Raw genomic sequence first — 25,711 nt, 5'->3', positions numbered from 1 at the left:
GCGGAGGCTCGGGAGCGGGAGCGGAAGCGGAAGCGGCTGCGGAAGCGGCTGCGGAAGCGGAAGCGGAAGCGGAAGCGGAAGCGGCTGCGGGAGCGGCTGCCGCGACGTTCGTCGAGGTGGGCGCGGGTGCGGGGGACGCCTCGCTGCTGCATCCGAGGGCCACGACGGCGAGCAGCGGAATCAACTGGGCCCGGCGATCCACGGCGCGGAGCATGCCGGCAGACGACGATGCTCTGCAAACAAAACGGGCGAGCTCGGGCCGCGATCACCCGAGCTTGGCGATCTGCTCCCGCAGCGCGGCATCCATGGCGTCGAGCGGGGCCCGCTCGCCCGTGTAGAGCTCGAACTGCCGCGCCGCCTGGTGCAGCAGCATGCGCCCGCCGTGGATCACGCGCGCGCCTCGCCGCGTCGCCGCGCGGACGAGCGCCGTCTCGATCGGCTTGTACACGATGTCCATCACGAGCAGCCCCGCGGGGATCGCCTCTTCCGGCACGGGGCTCTCCGCCGCGATCTCCCCCATGCCCACGGACGTCGCGTTCACGACGACGTCGTAGCGCCCCGCGTTCCGCGCCTCCTCCACGCCGGCCGCGCGTCCCCCGATCTCGGCCGCGAGCGCCTCGGCCTTGTCGAGGCTTCGGTTCGTCACGACAACCTCCGCGCCCGCGTCCGCGAGCCCGTGCGCAACCGCGCGCCCGGCCCCGCCGGCCCCGAGCACGAGCGCGCGTGCGCCCTTCACCGGCGCGATCTCCTCGATCGCGCGCACCGCGCCCACGCAGTCGGTGTTGTACCCGAGGAGCCGCCCGTCCTCCTGCACGACCGTGTTCACCGCGCCGATCTTCGCGGCGAGCGGATCGATCCCGTCGAGCAGTGGAAGGATCTGCTGCTTGTACGGCATCGACACGCCGAGCCCGTGGATCCCGAGCGCGCGCATGCCCGTGATCGCGCCGCCGAGATCGGTCACGCGAAACGGCACGTACGTGAACGGCAAGCCGAGCGCGCGGTAGCCCGCGAGGTGCATCGCTGCGCCGAGCGAAACTGGATAAAGCGAAATCGATCCACACAACGTGAGCTTCGCCGCGGAGGCGTGGGCGTTCGTCATGTCCGCAGGCTGGATCGACCTCGACCGTGATGCTACCGAGCATCACGCGATGGCCTCGTTCGAGCCTTCCCTGACGCTTTCCGAAGAGGCAACGCCGCCCGTCGCGTCGCGACGCAAGCGCCTGCTCGCGGCCCTCTTCAAGCGGACCCTCAAGTTTGTCGCGCTCGTCTTCGTGCTGACGGCGGCGCGCGCCTCGCTCGCCGATCAATACCACGTGCCCACGGGCTCGATGTGGCCGACGATCGAGCCCGGCGATCGCATCTTCGTGGCAAAAGCCGCCTACGGCTTGCGCGTGCCCTTCACCGACGCGTGGCTCTTCCATCACAGGAGCCCGCGTCCCGGCGACGTCGTGGTCTTCGCGGATCCACGCGGCGGCGCGATCCCGCTGGTCAAGCGCGTGGTCGCGACGGAGGGACAATCGGTCGCGATGAAGCGGGGGATCCTCTACATCGACGGTCGTCCGCAGCGCATCGAGAGGCTCGCGGACGGGCGGTTCTTGGAGCACCTCGGCGGCCTCGCGCATGAGTCGGGAGGTCGCGACTTCGAGGACTTCGGCCCCGCGGTGGTGCCGCGGGATCATCTCTTCGTGATGGGCGACAACCGGCCCGCGTCGCTCGACAGCCGGGTGATGGGCACGGTGCCGAACACGCTCGTGCGAGGGCAGGTGCTCGGGGTGATGTTCCGGGGAGAAGGGCTCGATTTCGAGCGGGTGTTTCGCGCGATTCAGTGAGGGGCGGGGGCGCGGGACACGATCTCCGCGCCCGCGTCCTGATCCCTCCTAACCTACCGACAAGCCGCCCGCGGCCTCGCCTCGCTCGTCGGCACGTCCTCGATCGACACGTCGACGTTCTCCGCCTCCGCCTTCGGCTTCTCCGCCGACGGCGTGTGGAGCAGCGCGCGCACCTCCTCGCCGGACAACGTCTCCACATCCAAGAGCCGCCGCGCGATCCGCTCGAGCGCGTCGAAGTGCTCGTTGATGAGCGACTTCGTCCGCGCCTCTGCGTCTGCCAGCAGCCGCCCCACTTCGGCGTCCACGACACGCGCCGTCTCCTCGCTGTAGTCGTAGCCGCCGCGCTCGAACGTCACGCTTCGCCGTGGATCGAACGACGCGAGCCCCAGCGCCGAGCCGCCCATCCCGAGCTCGCGCACCATGCGCCGCGCGATGTCCGTCGCGTTCACGAGATCGTCCTGCGCGCCCGTCGACGCGTCGCCGAACGTCCGCTGCTCCGCCACGCGCCCGCCGAGCAGCACCACGAGCCGATCGAGGATCTCCTGCCGGCTCATCAGGTACCGGTCCTCGCGCGGCTTCTGCAGCGTGTAGCCGAGCGCGCCGATCCCACGCGGCACGATCGACACCTTCCGCACCGGATCCTGCGTCGGCAAGAGCTCCGCTGCGATCGCGTGCCCCGCCTCGTGGTACGCCACGACCACCCGCTCGTGCGCCCCGAGCCTTCGGCTCTTGCGCTCCAGCCCCGCGATGACCCGCTCGATCGCCTCGTCGAGATCCAGCTTGCTCACTGCGGTCGCGTGCCTGCGCGCCGCCAGCAGCGCCGACTCGTTCAGCAGGTTCGCGAGATCCGCGCCCACGAGCCCCGTCGTCTGCGCGGCCATGTCGTCGAGGTTCACGTCCGGCCCGAGCAGCACCCTTCGCGCGTGCACCTCCAGGATCTCGCGCCGCTCCCGCAGGTCCGGCCGATCGACGTACACGCGCCGATCGAAGCGCCCCGCGCGCGTGAGCGCCGGGTCGAGGATCTCGGGGCGGTTCGTCGCGGCGATCACCACGAGCCCCGTCGCGCCGTCGAAGCCGTCCATCTCCGTGAGGAGCTGGTTCAGCGTCTGCTCGCGCTCGTCGTTGCCGCCGATCGGCCCGGCTGCGCCGCGCGCCTTCCCGACGGCGTCGAGCTCGTCGACGAACAGGATCGCGGCCGGCTTCTCGCGCGCCTGCGTGAACAGGTCGCGCACACGCGCCGCGCCCACGCCGACGAACATCTCGACGAACTCCGAGCCGCAGATGCTGAAGAACGGCACGTTCGCCTCGCCGGCCACGGCCCGCGCGAGCAACGTCTTGCCTGTCCCGGGCGGCCCCACGAGCAAGCACCCCTTCGGGATCCGCCCGCCGAGCCTGCGGTATCGCTCCGGCGCCTTCAGGAACTCGACGATCTCGGTGAGCTCCGCTTTCGCCTCGTGGCTGCCGGCCACGTCGCGGAACGTGATCGGCGCGCCCTTGTCCACGTAGAGCCGCGCCTTGTGTTTGCCGAAGTTCAGCGCAGGGTTCGTGATGTTCGGCGTTGGTGCTTTGCGCGACATCGAGCCCACGAGCAGGAGCACGCCTACGAGCGGGAGCGCCCAGAGCAGCATCATCGACAGCGACGGCCCGCCGTCGGAGACCCGGGTGTACGGGACGTCCTTCGCGTCGAGCGTCGCGAGCAGGGCTGTCTCGGCTCCCTCGATACGGCCGGTCCGGAACGTCTGCGACGTGCCGACGGGCGCGTTCGGCGCCGTGCGCCCGATGTACGTATCCCCTTTGATCTGCACCTCGGTGAGCACGCCTTGCTCGGCCATGTCCCGGAACCGAGCGTAAGGAATTCGCTCTTCGCTCCCCTCGAGCGAGCCGAGCAGGAGCACCGCACCCACGACGAGCAGGATGTAAACCCAGAACGATCGCATTGGTCTCCGCCCCGTGCGACCTGCCTGCACACGCTTTGCCAACGGCGATCCCCCCGGGAAGCGACCTCGGGCCGTGCACCGGCGTACCGGCGAGGATGGACAGCCCAAAAGGAGCAGGCGTACGCTTCCCGGTCCATGAACGGCCGTTCCCTGCTGTCCACGCTCGCCGCGAACGTCCCCGCCACGACGTTCGTCACGCTCCTCTCGCTCGGGGCCCTCGGCTGCGGCGCCTCCACGCCGCCGCCCGAAGACGCCACGCACCAGAACGACTCTGCCCCGGACGACGGGGCGAGCGAGCCGCAGGACACCGGGGCGGTCGCGGCGGAGCCCGAGCCGAAGCCGCTCTCGCACGGCGCGAAGAAGATCACCGATGACGGCGCCGCCAACGACTACACGTTGACGGAGAAGGACTGCATCGAGCTCGGCAAGCAGTACGTCGCGGTGCAACGCGGAGACCAGATCGCCGGGCTCGACAAGAGGCTCACGGACAAGCAGCGCGAGCAGGCCGTGAAGAACATCGACGCGGTGGTCGGGAAGATGGGCGAGCCGTGGGCGAACGGCTGCATCGAGAGCCTCGTCGGCAAGGTGGCCGAGAGGAAGCGGCTCGAATGTGCGATGGCCGCGAAGAGCGTGAAGGCGTTCGACGAGTGTCTGAACGGGGAAGACCCGCCGAAGTAAGTCGAGGGCGCCCGGTTCGCCCCCGCCCCCCGGAAAAACCCCGCGGAACAACCAGGTTCGTCCCATCGAACCTCGGCCCCCTTCTTTCCCCTTGTTTCGCCGCTCCTTCGGGTGCTAGGTTTTTCCTTACCGATGCACCCCCTCCTCGCCGACCCCTGGGTCGCGGCGCGCATCGACGCTGCCGTCGCCCCGTACCGCGGCCTCCTCGCCAGCGAAGACCTCGAATTCCTGCGGAATGAGCTCGCCGAGAGGCTCGCGACCGACGAACACGCCGCGCGCCTCCTTCGTCGTGCCGCGCCGAGGCACGTCGAGCAGAGCGGCGAGGCGTTTGTCGGGGACGCCTTTGGGCCCGACGAGGCGCCCGAGGTTCGTCGGGCCAGCGGCATTCATTCGCGGCGAGCCGGATCCGGGGCCGACGAGTGACCCTTCGTGTCGCTTCGCTCGGCGAAGACCCCGCGATCGAGCGTCATTACAACGAGGGCAAGCCCGTGCTGGAGCACGTCCTGCGCTGGATGGTGCGCAGGCTCGGGCACGTGGTCCCGATCGAGGACATGCGCGCGAGCGCCCAGGAGGGCCTGCTCGAAGCCGCGCGCACCTTCGATCCGGCCCGCGCGTCGCTCCCCACGTACGTCGCTCGCAAGGTCCGCTGGGCCATCCTCGACGGCATCAAGCGGGAGCGTCGCTTTCGTCGGGCCCTCGCCCGCGCCACGGCTCTCCTCTGCGCCGAGCGCCTCTCCATCGGGCTCGCCTCCACATCGGACGACGCGGGTTTCTCCGAGGACGACCACGTCTCCGCGCTCGATCGCCTCCTCGAAGCGCACGCGGTGGCCCTCGCGCTTGGCCTCGTCTCCGGCGCGAGCACGCCCGAGGAGCACATCTCGCGCGCCGAGATGGCGCACGCCCTTCGCCGCGCCATCGACGCGCTCCCCGAGCGCGAGCGCAAGCTCGTCGAGCGGCACTACTTCCAGGGAGAGGACTTCGACGAGATCGCCGCGGATCTCGGCATCAGCAAGAGCTGGGCGAGCCGCCTGCACACGCAGGCGATCCAGTTGCTCGCGACCGCGATCGCCGCCCGGACGCGTTAGCGTTTCGCCTTCAGGTACGGCGCTCTCTCTTCGTCCGTCACGGGCTCGACGAAGAGCACGCGGTGGTCGCGTTTGCCGAAGCTCACGAGCCGCACGAAGATGTGGTCGATCGCGACCGTCACCTCGCTCCGCTTGTGCTTCCACAGGTTCGCCGCGTCCTGGAACGTCGGCACCTTCGGGTTGTACGCGATCATGTGGTACTCGGGGCCTGCGGGCTCCGGGTAGTCGTCGACGTGGATGATCTTGTAGAGCCGGATTCCTCCGCTCGACTCGGTGGCCGCGACGACGGCGCCCTGCACCAGGTCCTTGCCGTCGGGATCGGACGCGGCGGGGACGGGCACGTCGCGGTTGCATGCGGCCACGGAGCCGAGGGCCATGCACAAAACGAGCAGCGCGCGGCGAAGCATGGCTCGGGAAATATCACCGGGGCCACCCGGTGCAAGCGTGGCCTTCCCGATCTCCATCTGCCCGTGTATCACCCGGCATCCGAGGGCTTTCGCGCCCTCGCTTCCTGGAGGAGACCATGCGACTCGAAGACACCAAGTTCATCGTCACCGGCGCCGCCTCGGGCCTCGGCCGTCATTACGCCTATCGCCTCGCGGAGGCGGGCGGACAGGTGGTCGCGGGCGACGTGAACGAGGCCGCGCTCGCCTCGCTCGCGGAGGAGGCCAAGGAGCTCCGCGGCAAGATCCACCCGAAGCGCATCGACGTCGGCAGCGAGGCCGAGGTCTCCGCGTTTGTCGACTTCGCGCACGAGGCCATGGGCGGCCTGAACGGCCTCGTCAACAACGCCGGCATCCTGCGCGACGGCTTGCTCGTGAAGAAAGACCGCACGACGGGCGCGATCACGAAGCTCTCCGCCCAGCAGTGGCAGGCGGTCATCGACGTGAACCTCACGGGCGCGACGTACATGGTCCGCGACGTCGTCGCCAAGATGGCGGCGAGCGGCGAGAAGGGCGTCATCGTCAACATCAGCTCGATCGCGCGCCATGGAAACCGCGGACAGTCGAACTACAGCGCCGCAAAGTCCGCGCTCGCCACCAACACCAAGACCTGGGCCCTCGAGTTCGCGCCCTTTGGCATCCGCGTCGGCTGTGTCGCGCCGGGCATGGTCGAGACGCCCATGACCCAGGGCATGAACCAGAAGGCCAAAGACGCGCTCGTCGCCGCGATCCCCGTCGGCCGCATCGGCTTGCCCGAGGACCTCTGGCTCGCCGTTCGTTTCGTCATCGAGTGCGAGTATTTCAACGGTCGCACCATCGACGTCGACGGCGGCCTCGCCATGTGACCACTCCGCCTCGAACAGACGATCGATCCTGGCCGACGGTATTGACCTCGATGATGTTGAAAGCTATTCTCAACATCAACAGGACGCCGGACGGTCGGATCAGCACCTATGTACGTCTGCATCTGTGAGGCGGTTTCGGAGAAGGACATCTTGGACCTCGTGGGCGCTGGTGCCTCGACGGCCCATGAAGTCATGGAAAAAACGCGGGCCGGCACTCGTTGCGGCTCGTGCCGGGCGACCGTGATGTCCCTCGTCGAGGGGGATGGACCGGTCTCCACGGAGGGCGCTGATTCCGCCCCGAGTTGCGGGGTTCGTCGGCTCCGCATGCTTCGATCCGCCTCGTCGGCTGCCTGAGGGTTCGGCTCGGCTCGTTCGGTTCTCGATAACGGTTTTCGACATCTTCAACGTTCCGTGCGCGCGGCAGCGTTTGTCGCGTGACGGTGTCGTTTTGTTTCGAGAGCTCTCTCTCGCCTGCCCATTTTTCCGATAGCGTGCTAGGCGGACATCGCGGCCACCGTATCGCCGGAGCCGTAACCCTTGCAGGCTAGAGGTTTCCATGAAGGGCGACAGAGACGTCATCCACGCGCTGAACGAGGTGCTCGCTGCCGAGCTCGTGGCGATCAACCAGTATTTCATGCACGCCAAGATGTGCGAAAACTGGGGTTATCTGGCGCTGGCCGAGCGCAGCCGCGACGAGTCGATCGACGAGATGCGCCACGCCGAGGCGATCATGAAGCGGATCCTCTTCCTTGAAGGCCTGCCGAACCTGCAGCGCCTCGACAAGCTGAACGTCGGCCAGACCGTGCCCGAGCAGTTCAAGAGTGATCTCGACCTCGAGTACGCAGCCGTGACGCGCCTGAACAGCTCGATCGCTCTCTGTCGTGAGAAGGGTGACCATCAGAGCGAGGCGCTGCTCCGGAGCATCCTGGAAGGCGAGGAGGAGCACATCGACTGGCTCGAAACCCAGATCGATCTGGTTCAGAAGCTCGGCGAGCCGCTCTACCTTTCGCGGCAGCTCTCGCACTGCAAGAGCTGACGCGCGAGGCAATCGTGGCGATGATAGGGTCGCGCGGCACCAGGTCCCTGGCGGGCCGCGCGATCGACTGCACGTGCAAAGGCCCCCAGACGGAGGCCGGGGGAACCCATGGCGAAGATTCTCGTCGTCGATGATCAGCGCAACATGCGCACGACGCTCGCGATGATGCTGCGGAGCGCGGGCTACGAAGTCGACGAGGCGAGCGACGGAAAAGAAGGCGCGGACCGCGGATCGAAGGGCGCTTACGACCTCGTGCTGACCGACCTGCGCATGGGCGGCAACGACGGCATCGGCGTCCTGCGCGCGGTCAAAGAGACGCACGCGATGACCGAGGTCATCGTGATGACCGCGTACGGCACGATCGAGAGCGCGGTCGAGGCCATGCGCCTCGGCGCCTTCGACTACATCCAGAAGCCCTTCACGGAGCAGGAGCTGCTCGTGAAGGTCGAGCGCGCGATCGCGAACCGCAGGCTCACGGGCCAGGTCTCGCTCTTCGCGACCGAGTTCCGCGAGCGCTACAAGTTCGAGAACATCATCGGCCGCTCGCACGCGATCCGCGAGGTGCTCGCGCGTATCGTGCGCGTCGCGCCGACGGACGCGACGGTGCTCATCACGGGCGAGAGCGGCACGGGCAAGGAGCTCGTGGCCAAGGCGATCCACGCGAACTCGAAGCGCGCCGATCGCCCGTTCGTCCCCGTCAACTGCGCCGCGATCAGCGAGACGCTCCTCGAGAGCGAGCTCTTCGGCCATGCGCGTGGCTCGTTCACGGGCGCGGTCTCGGCGCGCAAGGGCCTCTTCGAGGAGGCCGACGGCGGCACGTTCTTCTTCGACGAGATCGCCGAGACGCCGCTGACCTTCCAGGCGAAGCTGCTCCGCGCGATCCAGGAGAACGAGATCCGCCGCGTCGGCGAGAACAAGCCGATCCGCGTCGACGTGCGCATCATCGCCGCGACGAACCAGGACCTCATGACCTCCGTCGCCGAGCGTCGCTTCCGGCAGGACCTCTACTACCGCCTCAACGTGGCGCGCTTCATCCTGCCGCCGCTGCGCGAGCGTCGGGAGGACATCCCGGTCCTCTTCGAGTTCTTCCTCGACAAGTACAACCGCAAGATGAGCACGAAGGCGCGCGTCGGCGACGGTGTGCTCGAGGCGGTGTCGGGCTACGAGTTCCCGGGCAACATCCGCGAGCTCGAGAACCTCGTGGAGCAGGCCGTCGCGCTCTCGGGCGGCGGCATGATCACGATCGACGACCTCGGCCTCACCCCCGGCCCCTCGCAGAAGACGGCCCCGACGAGCGGCGGCCGCGCCCTCTCCGACGTGGTCGACTCCGCCGAACGTCAAGCCATCGAGTCCGCGCTGCGCGAGTGCGACGGCAGCCGCGAGCGCGCCGCCGAGGTGCTCGGCATCAGCGCCACCACGCTCTGGCGCAAGATGACACGGCTCGCGATCACGTATCCGCCGGTCTGAACCCGCCCCCCGCCTCCGGAGCCCGCCCCCGGGACATTGCAAATGTGCAATGTCCCGAGCGAAGCACCTTTCCGACATGCAATGTTCGAGGCACACCTCGTCTGCCCCGGATGATGCGTTGCGGCGTCGATCACCGGGGGTTTTCCCCGGGATCCGTCGATGGAACGTGTGTTGCTTCGAAAAACGGCAAAGACGAACCCGAGCGCTTTCGTGTCGGCGTCGTCTCTGAAGGGGTCCTTACCCATGCCGCGCGTGTTGATCGTCGATGACGAGGAGAATCAACGCAAGACGCTCTCGATCGGGCTTCGGCTGGAGGGGTTCGAGGTCGTCGGCGCCGCGTCCGGGGAAGAGGCGCTGCGCTTGCTCGGCGAGAAGGCCGTCGACGTCGCGATGGTCGACCTGATGCTTCCAGGCATGAGTGGTCTAGACCTCGTGCGTCAGATCCGCCGCATGTTCCCGAACGTGCGCGTCTACCTCGCGAGCGCCTACCACCTCTCGTCGCGCCAGATGGAGCGCGCCGACTGCGGCGCCGCCGGCTTCATCCCCAAGCCCTACGCCCTCTCCGAGCTCAGCCGCCTGCTGCAAGCCAAGACCCCGGCGCCTGCGCAAGTCGCGTGCTAACAGCCGCGCGTGCGCCGCGACCTCCTCGCCTACGATCTACCGCCCGAGCTCATCGCCGCGCATCCGTCCCCGGATCGTGAAAGCGCGCGCCTGCTCGTCGTCGACGACGCGCCCGGCCGCCTCGAACACGCCTTCATCCGCGACCTCGCCGACCGCCTGCCCGAAGGCGCGCTCGTCGTCGTCAACGACACGCGTGTCCTGCCCGCGCGGCTCCTCGGCCGCAAAGCGTCGAGCGGCGGCAAGGTCGAGATCTTCCTCGTCCGGAAAGTCGCCGACGCGTACGTCGATCGAAGCGGCGAGCGCCTCCCCGCCGAGCGATGGCGCGCCCTCGGTCGTTCGTCCAAGCCTCTCCGCGAAGGCGCCGAGATCACCATCGACGGCCCCGCCTCGCTCGTCGCGCGGATCGAAGGTCGCGACGGGGGGTTTGGGGGCGCAGCTCCGCTTGCCGGAGCGAAGCCCCCAAGCGGAGAACGAGGCCTCTTCGACGTCGTCCTCTTCTCGCCCGAGGGCCGCTCCGTCCCCGACGCGGTCGAGGCCGCGGGCCACATCCCGCTCCCGCCGTACATCCGTCGCGACGACGACGCCACGGACCGCGCGCGCTACCAGACCGTCTACGCCCGCGAGCCCGGCGCCGTCGCCGCGCCGACCGCGGGCCTGCACCTGACCGAGCCGCTGATCGAGCGGTTTTCCGCGCGTGGGATGGAGCTCGCGCGGGTCACGTTGCACGTCGGCCTTGGCACGTTTCAGCCGGTGACAGTGTCCGATCTCGATGATCACCCGATGCACGCCGAGGCCTACCGCGTGCCGCCCGAGACAGCCGACGCCGTGGCGCGCGCGAGGCAGAAAGGCCGGGAGATCGTGGCGATCGGGACGACCAGCGTCCGCGCCCTGGAGAGCGCCGCGGACCCCACGCGCGAGGGGCACGTCGTCGCGCGGGAAGGGGAGACGCGCCTCTTGATCCAGCCGGGCTATCGCTTTCGCGTGGTCGATCGGCTGCTGACGAATTTTCACCTGCCGGAGTCCACGCTCCTCGCGCTCGTGGGCGCCTTCGCGGGGCTGCCGCGTGTCCTCGAGAGTTACCGCGTCGCGATCGAGGAGAGGTACCGGTTTTACTCGTACGGCGACGCGATGCTGCTGAGGAGACAACGATGAGCGGGCCGAGCACGCCCGGATATGCCTTCCGCACCCTCGCCACGAGCGGCGCGGCGCGCGCAGGCGTCCTGACCACGCCCCACGGCGACGTCCCCACGCCGACGTTCATGCCCGTCGGCACGCAGGGCAGCGTGAAGACGATGAGCCCGGACGAGGTCGCGGCCACGGGCGCGCGCATCGTCCTCGGCAACACCTACCACCTCTGGCTCCGGCCCGGCCCCGAGGTCGTCGCCGAGCTCGGGGGCCTGCACGGCTTCACGAAGTGGCCCCACGCGATGCTCACGGACTCGGGCGGCTTTCAGGCCTTCTCGCTCGCCGAGCGTCGGCAGACGAGTGAAGACGGGTTCGTCTTCCGCTCGCATCTCGACGGCGCGAAGAAGGTCCTCACGCCCGAAGTTGCGATGCAGGTGCAGGGGAAGATCGGCGCTGACATCGCGATGCAGCTCGACATCTGCCCGCCCGGCGACGCCTCGCGCGCCGACTTCGAGGCCGCGTGCGCGCGCACCACGCGCTGGGCGCGGCGTTGCCTCGCGGCCAAGCGGCCGGATCAGGCGGTCTTCGGCATCGTGCAGGGCGGCACCGATCCCGCGCTCCGGCGCGCGCACGCCGAGGAGCTCGCGGCGATGCCCTTCGATGGCCTCGCGCTCGGCGGCTTCTCCGTCGGCGAGCCCATCGCCCGCATGCACGAGGTCCTCCTCGAAGTCGCGCACACGCTCGATCCCGAGCGACCGCGCTACCTCATGGGCGTCGGCACGCCCTACGACCTCGTCCGCGCCATCGGCGCGGGCGTCGACATGTTCGACTGCGTCCTGCCGACCCGCAACGCGCGCAACGGCCAGGCCCTCACGCGCACCGGCAAGGTCGTCATCAAGCAGGCGCGTTACCGGACCGACCCTTCGCCGCTCGATCCCACCTGCACCTGCCCCACCTGCGCCGCGGGCTACTCGCGCGCCTACCTGCGCCACCTCTTCATCGCGAGCGAGCTCCTCGTGCTGCGGCTCATCACCGTGCACAACCTCCACCTCTACGGCACGCTCGTGCGCGAGGCGCGGGAGGCGATCCTCGCGGGCCGCTACGACGTGTTCGCGAAGGAGTGGCTCGCGGGGCTCGAAGCGGGCGCGGCCGAGCACGCGCCCGCGACGTGATCGCTACTTGATGTTGAGCTCCAGCGTCGTCGGCTGACCGTTGCGGAGCACGTCCACGCGGATCTGGTTCGCGGACATCAGCCGCGCGTAGGCCTCCAGCGCGCTCTGCGGGTTCGTCATCTCGAACCCGTTGATGCGCTGGAGCTGGTCGCCGTGCTTCAGCCCGATCGCGTCGAGCGCCGTCCCCTTGCGCACGCCCATCAGCCGCATGCCCGTCGTCTGATCACCCTGCTTCGCCGGCAGCACGCGCACCTTCTGCAGGTACTCCGCCTGGTTCGTCAGGATCTCGTCCACCACCGTGCGGTCGATGTCGTACTGGTTCGGCCCCGTCTGCCGGATCCGCTCGGCGATGTGCGGCGGGAGCTGACCTTTCGGCCTCTTTCCCTGCGTCGCGGGCGGCGCTGCTTGCGGCCCCCCGTTCATCGGCGGCTGGTTCATCGGCGGCTGGTTCATCGGCGGCGGCATGCCCTGCATCGCCCTGCGCCGCTCCGCGTCGTGCACCTCGATCTGGCAGAACCGCCCCTCGCGCGAGAGCCAGATCCGATCCGGCCCGATGTGCGCCACGTGAAAGCCGCCGAGCTGGTCGCCCTGGCGATGCAGATGCACGCCCTCGGGCCCTGCGATCGCCGCGAACGACCACGCGGGATCCTCCTCCGACCACACGATCAGCGTCACCAGGCCGACCTCGCACGGTGGATCGTCGAGCGGATGCGTCGGCGGCGGCCCTTGTGGCTGCTCGGGCATGACCAGCGGGCCCGTCATCGAGTCGAACGGATTGCGCTCGAGGATCACGTCACCTTTCGGCCGGCCGGACTCTTCCTCGTGATGCGCGGCGATCTTCGGCCCCGGCCGCTTCGTCACCGGGGCGCCGTTGGTCATCGTCGCGCCGACGAGGTAGCCGAGCCCCTTGGCTTGAAAATACGCCGATGCCAGGAGCAGCAGACCCACGACAACCGGAAAATACCGCTTGAGCAGCGCATCGAGTCGCACCCTGCGGACCCGAGCGAGCGCCATACCAGCGCTCGTTGCCCGTCGTGGCCTGGAAACCCGGAAAACGTGGGGCTCGGCGCGGCACCCTCCTGCTCGGCCCCGGCGCGCCCGTGCGCATCTTGCCCGGAATTTCCCCCTCGGATACGGTGGAGGCCGAGGCGCGGGACGGCGTGGAAATTCCTACGAAAAAGCCGATCGGCAAGATCTTGGTCCAGCAACGCGCGCTCTCCGAAGAGCAGCTCGAACGGGCGCTCGCGACGGGTCAGGGCTCGCCCGTCCCCCTCGCGTCGCGGCTCACCGAGGCCGGCACGATCAGCGAGCTCTCCGCCTTGAAGGCGCTCAGCGAGCAGAACGGCGTGCCGGGCGTCGACCTCAAGCAGATCTGCTTGAAGCTCACGGACCTCGCGATCGTGCCGCGTGGGGTCGCGATCCAGCACAAGTTGCTCCCCGTCCTCGTGCGGGACGACAAGGTCCACCTCGCGATGGCGGCGCCGACGAACCGCAAGATCATCGACGAGATCGAGTTCACCACCGGCAAACGCGTCTTCCCGTACGTCGCGCTCGAAGGCCAGCTCCTCAAGGTCATTCCGGCCGCGTACGAAATGCGCGAACGCGGCGAATCGCACTACGTCGGGCCGAACTGCCCGCCCGAGGTCCGCCGCAAGGCCGGCGTCCCGTTGCCCACGCGCTCGCAGGGCGGGGCGGCCGAGCCTCCGCCGCTCGAAGGCAGCATCCTCGCGCCCATGCCCACGGCGCCCGACGCCTCGCAGGCCGCGATCCCGCCGCCGAAGCGCGTCACGACGCGCAACCAGATCGGCGCGATCGTCGACGACGCCATGCAACGCGCGGCGGCCGACGCCGACGTCTCCGACGCCGACTTCGGCAAAGCCCCGCGGGATCTCTCGGTCATCGCGGGCCCGGGCGCGCTCCGGCCGCCGCGCCAGCCGGGCAAACGCACCGTGCTGGTCGTCGACGACGAGGTCGAGATCCGCAACATCCTGCGCCTCGTCCTCGAACAACGCGGCTACCGTGTCCTCGAAGCCGACCGCGGCGAGGCGGCGCTGCGGATCCTCAAGGAGGACGTGCCGGACGCGATCATCCTCGACGCCATGCTCCCGGGCGAGCTGCATGGGTTCGACATCGCCCGTCAGCTCAAGGGATCGGAGCGGTACGGGCACATCCCGATCGTGATCGTCTCGGCGGTGTACCGGGGCTGGCGCTTCGCGGAGGACCTCAAGGCGAGTTACAAGGTCGACGCGTACGTCGAAAAACCGTTCCGCGTGACGGACGTGATCGAGGCGCTCGAGCGCGCGATCGAGCAGGGGCAGGGCAAGGCGGCGCCGGTCGATCCGGAGCGGATCTCGGCGGAGGCCGAGAAGAAACTCGCGGCGGGGATCGCGGCCTACCAGGCCGGCAAGTTCGACGAGGCGATCGGGTTTCTCCGCGAGGGGACGAAGATCGACCCGCTCGCGTATCGCCTGCACTTCCACCTCGGCCTTTTGCTCGGCAAGCGTGGCCAGATTTACGACGCGATCAGCGAGCTCGAAACGGCGCTGCGCATCAACGACCGGCATTTCCCGGCCTTGAAGAACCTCGCGGTCCTCTACCAGAAGGCCGGCTTCCGCAACAAAGCCGTCGAGGTCTGGGAGCGCGCGCTCCGGGCCGCGCCGGACGAACCGACGCGCCAATCCATCAAGGAGATCCTCGTCGGCCTGCTCTAGCAGCCTGTGGAATTATCGTCGCGAGCGCCCCGAAGCTAGGGCGACGGAGCGAGGAATCCTGAAGGATTTCGAGCGATGTCGACCGACGATTCGGGGCGCGCAGCAGATAAGTCCACAGGCTGCTAGCCTTTGCGGCGGAGCTCGTCGATCCAGGCGCGGGCCGAGGCTTCGTCGGGGAACGTCTCGATCGGCAGGCGCGCCATCGGCAGCCCGAGCCGACGCGCCGCGCGCAGGACGGCGCTGTTCTGCACGCGCTGCTGGAAGTTCTCGCCGAAGATCGCCGTGCCGCGCATGTACTCCGTCGGCCGCGAATTGAAGATCTGGAGCGACGTGGAGATCGCGTACCCCGTGATCCGCGACGAATCCCCCAGATAAAAAATGCGGCTCCCGAGCTCTGCTGCGCTCTTCTCGCAGAAGTCCAGCATGCCGCGCGCGTCGGCGGCGGAGATGTATCCGAGGGGACGGCAAAGGACGATGTCCGGGGGCTCGAAGCGGATGAGGTGCGCCCCGATGTAGATCCAATCGTCGTTCGGCGTTTCCAAGGAGGCTCCTCCCGCTCCACACATGAATGGACTCCCTCCTCCGTGCAACGCAACCACGTTGCGGCCGCTTGGCTCCCGGAAGTTTCGTCCCGCGGCCGAGTCGAGTAGAATCCCAGGCTTGCCGCGGCGGCGTTGATGACTTCCTCCTGCCTGAAGTGCAAATCTCCTCTCGGCACCGGCGCGACCGGCCGGGTGACGTGTCCTTCCTGTGGGCACGTGAACGACATCCGCCCGGCCCCGGGCCTCCCTCCGCGCCCCGCCGCAGGCCTGCCGCCGCGGCCCGCCGCAGGTCTGCCGCCGCGGCCCGCCGGGATCGGCGCCGCGGCCCTCGGTCCTTCCGCGCCAAAGCCCCCCGGCGCACCCCCGAGGTCCCCCCAGCCGCTTCCAGGTGCCTCGTTCAATTTGAAAGCGGCGTCCGAAACCCTTGCGAACGCGCCTCCGCCGGTCCCCGAGGCGTCCGAAACCCTTGCAAACGCGCCTCCGCCGGTCCCCGAGGCGTCCGCACCCCTTACGAACGTGGGGCGGGACGCAGGGGGCCCGTCAGAAACCGTCGCGAACCTCCCTTCGAAACCAAAGGAGGCGTTCGCAACGCTTGCGGACGCTCCGGTGGGCGCAGCCGCAGCCGCGCCCGCGCCCGCGCCCTTTGCGCTCGACGTCCTCGAAGACCCCTTCGCGATGCGCGACCCCTTCGCGGAGGCGCCCCAGGTCTCGCCCGGCGCGGCGACCACGAGCGACGCGGCCGCGACCCTCGTCCGCCCGGCCCCCGCGCCCGCCCCGGAGCCCTTCCAGGCTCCACGCGCCCCGGCCACCTCGCTCGGCACCGTCGCCCCCGAGATCCCGGACGACATCGACGAAGACGCCCTCCTCGGCCGCCGCAAAAAAGGCTCCCTCCACCCCGCCGCCCTCGCGCTGATCGCCGCGGGCGCCGTCTTCGGGGGGGTCGCGGCCTTCCTCCTTCTCCGCCCGGCCCCACAGGCCCCGCAGATCGTCTACGTCACCGCCTCCGCCAGCGCCGCCGCGGCCGCGCCTTCGTCCCTGGCCGGGCCCACGATCGAGGCCACCGCCGCTGCCGTCGACCCGACCGAAGCCCCCAAGGCCGGCGCCTCGAACCGGCCCCTCGGCGGCCCCTGGCCCACGACGGCCAAGACGGGGGCGCCCGCCGCCGCCATCGACATGTCCGGCTTTCAGGGCCCGAACATCGCCGGGCCGACGAGCGGACCCGCTGGAGGCGCGCAGGCCGCGGGCGGGGGGCAGCTCTCCGCGGGCGAGATCAGCGGCGTCGTCGAGGCGAACCGGCCCATGGTCAAGCGGCGCTGCTGGCAGCCGGCCCTCGACGCGACGAAGGGCATGGGCGGCTCGTCGGCGCGGGTCTCGGCCTCGATCGTGATCGCGCCGTCGGGGGCCGTGCAATCGGTGAGCGCGAGCGGGGCGGAAAAGGACTATCCGGGCTTGTCGAGCTGCATCGCGGCCCGCATCAAAGGGTGGAAATTCCCGGTCTCGGGGGGCTCGACCCCGGTGAACATCCCCTTCGTATTCGCGGCGCAGTAGCGGCGCTCCTCTTCTCTCGCGCGCCCCACTCCTCCCCACCCAGACCTCACCCATCCCGGCCCTTTCGCTCCGCGAAGAGGGAGGGAGGAAAGCGGCCTTGCCAAACGGCGCCGCTTTTTTGGCCATTTCCATCGTTATGGGCATACCTGCGCACTCGTGCAGAGGCGCATCGGTTCCGGATCGTCCGCCGTCCATGCGGTGGTCACGAAAGCTTCCACCACCTCTTCCCACCGGAGCCTGGATCTCGCCTCCGGCGGGCCGGTTCGTCGCGTCGAGGTTGGTCCGGAAAGGTAGGAGAGGGGAGGATTCCTACCTTCCTTGGGATCCGCCAAACTCCACAAAAAATGCAAACTGTTGACACCCAAGGGCCCTCTCCGTAGCGTGGCGGTGCCCCGTGGGGAAAAGTGGCAAAGATGCCCATGACCTGCCGGGTCCCTCCGGCGCGGGGAAAGCGCCTGGCTGGCAGGCACGAGCGGAGCCGACTCGGTGGGAACCATGTTTCGCGGTCATTTCGAGCACGCGATCGACGCGAAAGGGCGGACCAGCCTGCCCGCGCGCTTTCGCGACGTGCTCGATGCCGCTTGGGGCTCCGGGTCGCCTGACGGCGCCCTGCGCCCCAAACCCCCGGCGCCCGCGAGCGAGGTCTGCTTGATCCTGACGCCCGCTCTCTTCGACCCCTGCCTGCACTGCTACCCGCTGCGCGCCTGGGAGGAGCTCGAAGCCAAGATCGCGGCGCTCCCCCAGTTCGAGCCGAACGTCGTCGCCTTCCGCCGGAAGTACCTGTCGGCCGCCGTCGAGTGCGAGCTCGACAAACAAGGCCGGATCCTCGTGCCGCCCTCGCTGCGCGAGCACGCCGACCTGCACAAGGAAGTCCTGTGGGCCGGGATGGGCGCGACGGCCGAGCTCTGGTCGAAGGAGCGGTGGAAGGCCGCCCAGACGATGAGCGAGGCCGAGCTCGCGAGCTTCAAGGCCGCGATCGCGGAGCAGTTCCGCCTATGAACGTGGTGAACGTCGTGCCGATGCGAGACAAGGCCCCACCCCCCGAGCCGCACAAGGCGCCCCACGTGACCGTCCTCCGCCGCGAGGTGGTCCAGGCGCTCGCGCCCCACGCCGGCGGCGTCTACGTGGACGCGACCCTCGGCGCAGGCGGCCACGCCGAGGCGATCCTCGAAGAAGCCCCAGGCTGCCGGCTCATCGGGGTCGATCGCGACGAGACGGCCCTCGCGCTCGCCAAGGAGCGGCTCGCGCCCTTCGGCGATCGAGTGAAGCTCGTGCACGGGCGGTTCTCGGACGTCGAGGACCACCTCGCGAAGATGGGCGTGGGGCCGGTGGACGGGCTCGTCGCCGACGTGGGCGTGTCGTCGATGCAGATCGATGACGCGACGCGCGGCATGAGCTTCCGCGCCGAAGGTCCGCTCGACATGCGGATGGATCCGTCGAGCGGCGAGACGGCGCTCGAGCTGATCGAGCGGCTCGACGACGACGAGCTGGCGAACGTGATCTACCACTACGGCGAGGAGCGAAGGTCCCGCCGGGTGGCGCGCTGCATCAAGCAAGCGCTGGCGAACGGGGAGCTGAAGACGACGCTGGATCTGCGCCGCGCCGTGGTGCGGGCCGTGGGGCCGTCGCGCGTGGGCGGGGTCGATCCGGCGACGCGGACGTTTCAGGCGCTTCGCGTCGCGGTGAACGGCGAGCTCGACGAGCTCGAAGCGCTGCTCCGCGCGGCGAGCCGTGTCGTGAAGATGGGCGGCATCGTGGCGGTGATCTCGTTCCACTCGCTGGAGGACCGGATCGTCAAGCACGCGCTGCGCGAGGCGAGCGTGTGGGAGCCGCTCTGGAAGAAGCCGCTCGTCGCGTCGGACGAGGAGGTCGCGGAGAACCCGCGCGCGAGGAGCGCGAAGCTCCGGGCGGCGCGGCGCGTCGCGCTCGCGGGGGATGAGGGCGGGGACGAGGTGTTCGCATGAACGAGCGCATGAGCGAGCGCATGAAGCAGCGGCCGTTCCTCGCGCTCTGGTCGCTGGCGGTGGTCGCGAGCGTGGCGGCGTTCGTCGTGCACCTCGGGCTGCGCGGCAGGATCGTGGACCTCGGCTACAAGCTCGGCCGCGCGCGCGCCGAGCAAGGGCGCCTGCGCGAGGTGAAGCGCGTGCTCTCGCTGGAGGCGGCGAGCTACGAGACCCCGCAGCGCGTCGAGATGGTCGCGCGGACGCTGCTCGGCATGACGCCGCCGCCGCCCGAGCGCGTGATCCCGGTGCGCTGGGTCGTGAAGATCCAGGACGAGCCTTCCACGGAAGGGGCTCCGCCCGGCGAGCCGGGCTCTGCCCCCTCACCCCCGCCTGGTCCGGCTGCACCGTCGGGTGCTGCTGGCTCTCCTGTGCCCGGAGGTTCTCCGTGAAAAACCTCGATCCCAAGCGCGCGCGCTGGATCCGCATCCGCATGGGGATCCTCTGCGGGATGATGGGCCTCGGGCTCGGCGTGATCGTGTCGGGCGCGCACCGCATCCAGGTCGAGGACGGGCAGGACTGGTACGACCTCGCCGAGCGGCAGCGGCAGCGGCGCCTGCACGTGACGCCGAAGCGCGGCACGATCTACGACCGCAACGGCGCGTCGCTCGCGGAGAGCGTCGAGGTGCCGAGCGTCTCGCTCGACGCGGTGGAGCTGCTCCGTGGCATCGAGGACCGCTACCTGCCGATGCGGATCCAGCAGTACGGCGAGCGCATCGCGCAGGCCTTGAACCTCCCGCAGGAGGAGGTCGTCGAGAAGATCAGCCGTCGCCGGCGCTTCGTGTGGCTGAAGCGGCGCGTCTCGGAGGCCGAGGTCGCGGCCGTGCGTGGGCTCGGCGAGAAGAACCAGCGCTACCCGTTGCGCGGGCTCCAGATCGAGGGTGAGGGCCACCGGTTTTACCCGAACCGCGAGCTCGGCGGCCCGCTCATCGGGTTCGTCTCGCCCGACGGGGAGGGACGTGAGGGCCTGGAGCTCGCGCTCGATCACGAGCTGCGCGGCAAGAGCTCCGAGGTGCGCGGCCTGCGTGATCGCTCGGGCCGCCTGATCTTCTCCGAGGGGATCGAGGACGAGGCCGCGCTCGCGGGCCACAACGTCTTCCTCACGATCGACAAGGGGATCCAGTTCACGGCCGAGCGCGAGCTCGATGCCGCGATGAAGACCTACGAGGCCACGGGCGGCGCGGTCGTCGTCGCCGATCCCTCGACCGGCGAGATCCTCGCGATGGCGAGCGCGCCTGGCTACAACCCCAACGACTACGGCGCGGCCGAGCCCGACGCGCGTCGCAACCGCTGCGTCGTCGATCGCTTCGAGCCCGGCTCGACGATCAAGGTCTTCTCGATCGCCTCCGCGCTCGCCGCGCGCAGCGTGAACCCCACCGCCTCGATCTATTGCGAGGAGGGGAACATGGCGATCGACAACGTCGTCATCCACGACACGCACCCGGCCAAGTGGCTCACGGTCACGCAGATCCTCAGTTTGTCCTCGAACATCGGGACGTCGAAGATCGCGCTCGGGCTCGGCGAGCAGCGGCTCTACGAGGGCTTCCGTCGGTTCGGCTTCGGCGACACCACGGGCCTTCCGTTCCCCGGCGAGAGCATGGGCGTGCTCAGGCCGCGCGCAAGGCCGTGGGTCTCGGTCGAGACGGCGGCGGCCTCGTTCGGTCAGGGCATCAGCGTGACGACGTTGCAGCTCACGATGGCGATGGCCGCGATCGCGAACGGCGGCAAGCTGCTCGAGCCCGTGCTGATCAAGCGCGTGACGGACGGCGGCGGCACGTTGCTGACGGAGACGCAGCCGCGCGTGCGGCGCGAGGCGGTGCAGGCGTCGGTCGCGAAGATGATGTCGGAGATGCTCGTCGCCGTTACCGAGGGCGAAGGCACGGGCGTCGAGGCTGCGATTCCAGGCTTCCGCGTGGCCGGGAAAACGGGGACCGCGCAGAAGATCGACCCGGCGACGGGGAGGTATACGGACACGCACTACGTCGCCTCGTTCGTCGGGTTCGTCCCTGCGGACAAGCCGCGGCTCGTGATCGCGGTGGTGCTCGACGAGCCGCTCGGCGGCACCTACGGCGGTGGCTCGGTCGCCGCGCCGGTGTTCCGACGCATCGGCGAGATGGCGCTGCGGTACCTCGGTGTCACACCTCGCGGCAGTGTGCCCATGAAGCTCAGCGAGGTTTCGGATCGAGCGAAGGTCGGGGATCCGGCGACGAGTACGTACCAGGTCCTCACGGAGGCGCGCGCGGCCGTGGCTCCGATCACGGCAGGCGTCGTGACGCCGTCGGCGCCGATGAAGAGCGGCGAGACGCGTGTCCCGGATCTGACCGGACAACCCGTGCGTGAGGCGATCCGCGCGGCGACCGCGGCGGGCTTGACCCCCACGGCGTTCGGCACGGGCCGCCTGTCGAAGGTCGAGCCGGCGGCGGGCACGGTGCTGCCCAAAGGTTCGGCGGTGAAGCTTTTCTTCGAGCCCTCGTCATGACGAACGAACGGTCGAACGAAGAGCTCCTCCACCCGCGGGAGGCGAGCGACGGCGCGCCACCTTCGTGCAAGCAGGCGAAGCTCGGCCGGAGGCTCGGCGATCTCGTGAACGAGATCCCGGGCGCGAAGCTCGTTTCCGGGGATCCGAGCGTCTTTCTCACGGGCGTGCACCACGACTCGCGGCGTGTTTGCCCGGGGGATCTCTTCGTCGCGCGACCAGGCGCGCGCACGAGCGGCGAGCGCTTCGTGGCCGGCGCGATCGGGCGCGGCGCGAGCGCGGTGCTGACGGCGTCGGGGGTGAACGTCGAGACGAACGGCCTGCCGCGGATCGAGGTCGCGGACGTGCCGAGCGCGCTCGCGTACGCGTCGGCGGCCATCTACGGGCATCCGACGTTCGCGCTGGAGGTCGTGGGCGTCACCGGGACGAACGGCAAGACGACGACGACGCACCTCGTGCAGGCGTGCCTCGCGGCCGCGGGCCAGCGGCCCGGGATCGTGGGCACGCTCGGGTATCGGTTCGGTGATCTCGACCTGCCCTCGACGCACACGAGCCCCGAGGCTGACGAGCTCGCGCGGATCGCGGCGGCGATGCACCTCCGCGGCGCGACGCACCTCGTGATGGAAGTGTCGAGCATCGCGGTCGCGGCGCGCCGCGTCGAGGCCGTGCGCTTCCGTGTCGCGGCGTTCCTGAACCTCACGCAGGATCACCTCGACTACCACGGCACGATGGAGGCCTACGCCGAGGCGAAGGCGCGCCTCTTCGTCGACCTCGCCCCCGGCTCGGCGGCGATCAACGTCGACGATCCGTTTGGCCCCGCGCTCGTGCGGAGGCTCGCGCCGCGTGGCCTCGGGGGTCCGTCGTCGGCGACGATCGCGCGGTTCTCCACGCGGGTCGGTATCTCGACCGAGGAGGCCGACATCGCGCCCGTCTCGGTGGAGCACACGGCGTCGGGCATCTCGCTCGTGGCGCGGACGCCCGCGGGGCAACTCTCGATCCGATCGCCGCTCGTTGGCGCGCACAACGTGCAGAACCTGCTCGCGACCGTGGCGATCTGCTGGCTGCTCGAGATCGATCTCCACGCGGCGGCGCGCGCTCTCTCGGGGCCGATCCGGGTGCCGGGGCGGCTCGAGCGTTGTGACGATCCGGCGCGGGACGACGTCATCGTGCTCGTCGACTACGCGCACACGCCGGACGCGCTCGATCGGGTTCTGCACAGCGTGCGTGCGTTTGGACAAGGTCGCGTGCACTGCGTCTTTGGTTGCGGCGGGGATCGTGATCCGAAGAAGCGCCCGCTCATGGGCGAGGCCGTGGCGCGCGGCGCGGACGTCGCGTTCGTCACGAACGACAACCCGCGCAGCGAGGAGCCGCGCGCCATCGCGGAGGCGATCCTGCCGGGGCTCGCGGGCGGCCGAGCGATCGTCCACGTCGAGCTCGATCGCGCGAAGGCCATCGAGCGCGCGGTGCTCGAAGCGGCGCCGGGCGACGTCGTGCTCGTCGCGGGCAAGGGCCACGAGCCGTACCAGATCATCGGCGCGGTCACGCTGCCGTTCGACGATCGCATCGAGGCCGAGCGCGCGCTCCGTCTGCGCAGGGGAGAGGCCTGATGGGCACGCCGATCCCCACGAACCAGGCCTTTTTCCAGGCCATCGATCTCATCCAGATCGTCGAAGGAGAGCTCCTCTACAACCGGAGCCTCTTCCTGCTCGGCTCGGTGCAAGGCGTCTCGACCGACACGCGCACGATCACGCCCGGCGGGCTCTTCGTGGCCCTCAAAGGCGAGAGCTTCGACGGGCACGACTACCTCGCGCAGGCCGCAGAAAAAGGCGCACGCGCGGCGCTCGTGGAGCAGCCCGTCGACGATGTCCCGGGCCTCACCCTGATGCGGGTTCGCTCGACGATCGATGCGCTCGGCGCGCTCGCGCGGGCCCACGTGGCGACGTGGCGCTCGCGCGGGAAGGGCGATCGGAAGATCGTCGCGATCACGGGTTCGGCGGGGAAAACCACCACCCGAACGGCGACTGCTGCGCTCCTCGATCGCCTCTTCCCGGACGCTGTGCACGCGACGCGGGGCAACTTGAACAACCAGGTCGGCGTGCCGATGGTGCTGCTCGGGCTCGAAGACCACAAGTACGCGGTCGTCGAGATGGGCATGAACCGGCCCGGCGAGATCACGTCCCTCGCGGCGATGGCCCAGCCGGATGTCGCGATCGTGACGCTCGTCGCGGCCGCGCACGTGGAGGGGTGTGGCTCGATCGAGGGCGTCGCGCGGGAGAAGGGGGCGCTCTTTCGATCGCTCTCGCCCAAGGGCATCGCCGTCGGCAACGGCGACGACGCGCGTGTCGTCGCCGAGATGGAAGGTACGCCCGCGGCGCACCGTGTCCGTTACGGCACGGGCGACGGGGTCGACCTGCGGATCGTGGAGCGTCGACCGGACGGTTTTTCCTCGTCGCGTGTCACCCTCGCGCGCCCCGACGGCTCGTCCTTCTGGTTCCGGACCCCGCTCATCGGCGAGGCCGGCGCCTACGCCTGCGCTGCGGCCGTGGCGGCTGCCGAGGCCCTCACGGGGGAGCACCTGACCTCGCAGATCGTCGAGGAAGCCTTCGCTCTCGCGGACGTGGGCGGGGGCGGCGGTCGGCTCGTCCCGCGGCAGCTCGCGCGGGACGTCATCGTGATCGACGACAGCTACAACGCGAACCCCGCCTCGTCTTCCGCGTCGATCCGCACTGCGGCCGAGCTCGCGCGTGATGCGGGCCGCAGGCTCGTGCTCGTGCTCGGCGCGATGTACGAGCTGGGGCACGAGTCGGCGCGCGGGCATGACGACGTCGGGCGTGTCGCGGCGGCGAGCGGCGCGGCGCTCGTGATCGCGGTGAACGGCGACGCGCGGCGGATCGCCGACCGTGCTTCGGAAGCAGGCATTCCTGCGCGGTTCTTCGAGACGAGCGTGGACGCGGCCCCTGCCGTCGCGCTCTCCGTTCAGCCTGGGGATCTGGTCCTCGTGAAGGGTTCGCGCGGCGTTGGGACCGAGCGAATCGTGCGTGCCCTCGCGGAGGTGCCCTCGTGATCTACGAGCTCTTCTACCCGCTCAAGTTTCACTACAGCTCGCTCTCCTGGCTGAACGTCCTCCGGTACATCCCGTTCCGGACCATCATGGCGACGATCACCGCCATGATCCTCACGTTCGTGCTGGCGCCGTGGTTCATCCGCGAGCTCCGGCGCAAGCAGATCGGGCAGGTCGTCCGCAAGGAGGGCCCCGAGACGCACAAGGTCAAGGCGGGCACGCCGACCATGGGCGGCGCGCTGATCCTGCTCTCGTTGCTCCTGCCGACGGCGCTCTGGGCCGACCTGCGCAACCCCTTCGTCCTCGCGACGACGGCGGTGACGGCGGGCTACGGCGTCATCGGCTACCTCGACGATTACCTCAAGATCAAGCGCAAGAACACGGGTGGTTTGCCCGGACGGTACAAGTTGATCGGGCAGGTCCTCATCGGCGGCTCGGCCATCTCGTACACGTTTCTTTTCTCGTCCAAGCTTCCTGCCGACTGGGCCGAGATCAAGACGCGGCTTGCGCTGCCGTTCGCGGCCTTCTCGAAGCACTCGATCGATCTGCCGGTCTGGTTCTACGTCCCGTTCGCGGTCTTCGTCGTCGTGGCGTGGTCGAACGCCGTCAACCTCACCGACGGCCTCGACGGCCTCGCGATCGGCCCCGTGATGATCAACGCCGGCACGTACCTCATCTGGTCGTACGTCGCGGGCGCGACCATCGCGAACTTCTCGCTCGCGAACTACCTCGACATCCCGAAGATCGCCTCGGCCGGCGAGCTCAGCGTGTACTGCGGCTCGGTCATCGGCGCGGGCATCGGGTTCCTCTGGTACAACACCTACCCAGCCCAGGTCTTCATGGGCGACGTGGGATCGCTGGCCCTCGGCGGGGGCCTCGGCATGCTGGCGATCTTCACGAAGAACGAGCTCTTGAGCGTTCTGCTCGGCGGCGTCTTTTTCGTCGAGACGATCAGCGTCATCGCGCAGGTGACCTCGTTCAAGCTCACGGGCAAGCGCGTGTTCTTGATGGCGCCGATCCACCACCACTACGAGAAGAAGGGGTGGGCGGAGCCCAAGATCATCGTTCGCTTCTGGATCATCTCCATCCTCCTGGCGCTGGTCTCGCTGGCGTCGATGAAGCTCCGGTGAGGCCG

Annotated in this window: 25 protein-coding genes; 20 read left to right on the top strand and 5 right to left on the bottom strand. The window is 69.5% G+C overall.

Features of this window, described 5'->3' with window-relative positions; translation table 11 throughout:
- Positions 1 to 265: 265 nt before the first annotated feature.
- Positions 266 to 1,099 (bottom strand): shikimate dehydrogenase, encoded by an 834-nt coding sequence (locus E8A74_RS04335; protein ID WP_232379370.1) that lies wholly within the window; start codon positions 1,097 to 1,099, stop codon positions 266 to 268.
- Here E8A74_RS04335 and lepB point away from each other — a divergent pair.
- Positions 1,065 to 1,829, top strand: a complete 765-nt coding sequence (gene lepB / locus E8A74_RS04330; RefSeq protein WP_232379369.1) for a signal peptidase I — start codon at positions 1,065 to 1,067, stop codon at positions 1,827 to 1,829. The genes E8A74_RS04335 and lepB overlap by 35 nt on opposite strands.
- Before the next feature lie 53 nt (positions 1,830 to 1,882).
- Here lepB and ftsH read toward each other — a convergent pair whose 3' ends face one another.
- Positions 1,883 to 3,766: an ATP-dependent zinc metalloprotease FtsH gene (gene ftsH, locus E8A74_RS04325; protein WP_136927630.1), complete on the bottom strand. Its 1,884-nt coding sequence runs from the start codon at positions 3,764 to 3,766 to the stop codon at positions 1,883 to 1,885.
- Positions 3,767 to 3,901: 135 nt separating this feature from the next.
- Here ftsH and E8A74_RS04320 point away from each other — a divergent pair, with 135 nt between their 5' ends.
- The 3 genes from E8A74_RS04320 (at position 3,902) to E8A74_RS04310 (ending at position 5,529) form a co-directional block, all read left to right on the top strand.
- Positions 3,902 to 4,444, top strand: a complete 543-nt coding sequence (locus E8A74_RS04320; protein WP_136927629.1) for a hypothetical protein — start codon at positions 3,902 to 3,904, stop codon at positions 4,442 to 4,444.
- A 132-nt stretch (positions 4,445 to 4,576) separates the two neighbouring features.
- Complete coding sequence (locus E8A74_RS04315) at positions 4,577 to 4,867, top strand: hypothetical protein (protein ID WP_211365284.1); 291 nt, start codon at positions 4,577 to 4,579, stop codon at positions 4,865 to 4,867.
- On the top strand, positions 4,864 to 5,529 hold the full coding sequence (locus E8A74_RS04310; RefSeq protein ID WP_232379368.1) for a sigma-70 family RNA polymerase sigma factor: 666 nt from the start codon (positions 4,864 to 4,866) through the stop codon (positions 5,527 to 5,529). Before E8A74_RS04315 ends, E8A74_RS04310 begins: the two co-directional genes overlap by 4 nt.
- Here the strand turns inward: E8A74_RS04310 and E8A74_RS04305 are convergent.
- Positions 5,526 to 5,936: a hypothetical protein gene (locus E8A74_RS04305; protein ID WP_136927628.1), complete on the bottom strand. Its 411-nt coding sequence runs from the start codon at positions 5,934 to 5,936 to the stop codon at positions 5,526 to 5,528. The genes E8A74_RS04310 and E8A74_RS04305 overlap by 4 nt on opposite strands.
- A 116-nt stretch (positions 5,937 to 6,052) precedes the next feature.
- Between E8A74_RS04305 and E8A74_RS04300 the strand changes: the two genes are divergently transcribed.
- From E8A74_RS04300 to tgt, 7 genes are all read left to right on the top strand, one after another.
- Positions 6,053 to 6,817 carry an SDR family NAD(P)-dependent oxidoreductase gene (locus tag E8A74_RS04300; RefSeq protein ID WP_136927627.1) on the top strand — a complete coding sequence of 255 codons (765 nt, stop codon included), beginning with the start codon at positions 6,053 to 6,055 and terminating at the stop codon, positions 6,815 to 6,817.
- A gap of 108 nt (positions 6,818 to 6,925) precedes the next feature.
- Positions 6,926 to 7,171, top strand: coding sequence for a (2Fe-2S)-binding protein (locus tag E8A74_RS04295; RefSeq protein ID WP_136927626.1), 246 nt, complete (start codon positions 6,926 to 6,928; stop codon positions 7,169 to 7,171).
- 202 nt (positions 7,172 to 7,373) lie between these two features.
- A complete protein-coding gene (gene bfr / locus E8A74_RS04290; protein ID WP_136927625.1) occupies positions 7,374 to 7,853 on the top strand; it encodes a bacterioferritin in 480 nt (159 codons plus the stop codon).
- Between the two features lie 108 nt (positions 7,854 to 7,961).
- Positions 7,962 to 9,320, top strand: coding sequence for a sigma-54-dependent transcriptional regulator (locus tag E8A74_RS04285; protein ID WP_136927624.1), 1,359 nt, complete (start codon positions 7,962 to 7,964; stop codon positions 9,318 to 9,320).
- 243 nt (positions 9,321 to 9,563) lie between these two features.
- On the top strand, positions 9,564 to 9,941 hold the full coding sequence (locus E8A74_RS04280) for a response regulator (RefSeq protein WP_136927623.1): 378 nt from the start codon (positions 9,564 to 9,566) through the stop codon (positions 9,939 to 9,941).
- A gap of 9 nt (positions 9,942 to 9,950) precedes the next feature.
- The gene (gene queA / locus E8A74_RS04275) at positions 9,951 to 11,093 is read left to right on the top strand and encodes a tRNA preQ1(34) S-adenosylmethionine ribosyltransferase-isomerase QueA (RefSeq protein ID WP_136927622.1); all 1,143 of its coding nucleotides are present in this window, start codon (positions 9,951 to 9,953) and stop codon (positions 11,091 to 11,093) included.
- Entirely contained in the window at positions 11,090 to 12,238 is a 1,149-nt protein-coding gene (gene tgt / locus E8A74_RS04270) for a tRNA guanosine(34) transglycosylase Tgt (protein ID WP_136927621.1), read from the top strand. The genes queA and tgt overlap by 4 nt, the downstream gene beginning before the upstream one ends.
- Positions 12,239 to 12,241: 3 nt before the next feature.
- On the opposite strand, the gene gspC is transcribed toward tgt, so the two are convergent.
- Positions 12,242 to 13,252 (bottom strand): type II secretion system protein GspC, encoded by a 1,011-nt coding sequence (gene gspC, locus E8A74_RS04265; protein WP_136927620.1) that lies wholly within the window; start codon positions 13,250 to 13,252, stop codon positions 12,242 to 12,244.
- A gap of 20 nt (positions 13,253 to 13,272) precedes the next feature.
- On the opposite strand from gspC, the gene E8A74_RS04260 reads away from it, so the two are divergent.
- On the top strand, positions 13,273 to 14,949 hold the full coding sequence (locus E8A74_RS04260; RefSeq protein WP_232379367.1) for a response regulator: 1,677 nt from the start codon (positions 13,273 to 13,275) through the stop codon (positions 14,947 to 14,949).
- A gap of 122 nt (positions 14,950 to 15,071) precedes the next feature.
- Here E8A74_RS04260 and E8A74_RS04255 read toward each other — a convergent pair whose 3' ends face one another.
- Complete coding sequence (locus E8A74_RS04255) at positions 15,072 to 15,491, bottom strand: SpoIIAA family protein (RefSeq protein WP_136927619.1); 420 nt, start codon at positions 15,489 to 15,491, stop codon at positions 15,072 to 15,074.
- Positions 15,492 to 16,097: 606 nt separating this feature from the next.
- Between E8A74_RS04255 and E8A74_RS04250 the strand changes: the two genes are divergently transcribed.
- The 8 genes from E8A74_RS04250 (at position 16,098) to mraY (ending at position 25,706) form a co-directional block, all read left to right on the top strand.
- Positions 16,098 to 17,039 (top strand): AgmX/PglI C-terminal domain-containing protein, encoded by a 942-nt coding sequence (locus E8A74_RS04250; RefSeq protein WP_136927618.1) that lies wholly within the window; start codon positions 16,098 to 16,100, stop codon positions 17,037 to 17,039.
- Positions 17,040 to 17,534: 495 nt separating this feature from the next.
- Positions 17,535 to 18,038 (top strand): division/cell wall cluster transcriptional repressor MraZ, encoded by a 504-nt coding sequence (mraZ, locus tag E8A74_RS04245; RefSeq protein WP_232379381.1) that lies wholly within the window; start codon positions 17,535 to 17,537, stop codon positions 18,036 to 18,038.
- Positions 18,035 to 19,003: a 16S rRNA (cytosine(1402)-N(4))-methyltransferase RsmH gene (gene rsmH, locus E8A74_RS04240; RefSeq protein ID WP_136927616.1), complete on the top strand. Its 969-nt coding sequence runs from the start codon at positions 18,035 to 18,037 to the stop codon at positions 19,001 to 19,003. Before mraZ ends, rsmH begins: the two co-directional genes overlap by 4 nt.
- Complete coding sequence (locus E8A74_RS04235) at positions 19,000 to 19,431, top strand: FtsB/FtsL family cell division protein (protein WP_232379366.1); 432 nt, start codon at positions 19,000 to 19,002, stop codon at positions 19,429 to 19,431. The genes rsmH and E8A74_RS04235 overlap by 4 nt, the downstream gene beginning before the upstream one ends.
- The gene (locus E8A74_RS04230; protein ID WP_136927615.1) at positions 19,428 to 21,518 is read left to right on the top strand and encodes a penicillin-binding protein; all 2,091 of its coding nucleotides are present in this window, start codon (positions 19,428 to 19,430) and stop codon (positions 21,516 to 21,518) included. Before E8A74_RS04235 ends, E8A74_RS04230 begins: the two co-directional genes overlap by 4 nt.
- Positions 21,515 to 23,122: a UDP-N-acetylmuramoyl-L-alanyl-D-glutamate--2,6-diaminopimelate ligase gene (locus E8A74_RS04225; protein ID WP_136927614.1), complete on the top strand. Its 1,608-nt coding sequence runs from the start codon at positions 21,515 to 21,517 to the stop codon at positions 23,120 to 23,122. Before E8A74_RS04230 ends, E8A74_RS04225 begins: the two co-directional genes overlap by 4 nt.
- The gene (locus E8A74_RS04220; RefSeq protein ID WP_136927613.1) at positions 23,122 to 24,579 is read left to right on the top strand and encodes a UDP-N-acetylmuramoyl-tripeptide--D-alanyl-D-alanine ligase; all 1,458 of its coding nucleotides are present in this window, start codon (positions 23,122 to 23,124) and stop codon (positions 24,577 to 24,579) included. Before E8A74_RS04225 ends, E8A74_RS04220 begins: the two co-directional genes overlap by 1 nt.
- Positions 24,576 to 25,706, top strand: coding sequence for a phospho-N-acetylmuramoyl-pentapeptide-transferase (gene mraY, locus E8A74_RS04215; protein WP_136927612.1), 1,131 nt, complete (start codon positions 24,576 to 24,578; stop codon positions 25,704 to 25,706). The genes E8A74_RS04220 and mraY overlap by 4 nt, the downstream gene beginning before the upstream one ends.
- Positions 25,707 to 25,711 lie beyond the last annotated feature (5 nt).

It is taken from the genome of Polyangium fumosum, assembly GCF_005144585.1.
Lineage (GTDB): Bacteria > Myxococcota_A > Polyangia > Polyangiales > Polyangiaceae > Polyangium > Polyangium fumosum.
Note: the sequence above shows the minus strand (reverse complement) of the source record. Positions and strands in the feature narration are given on the sequence as shown.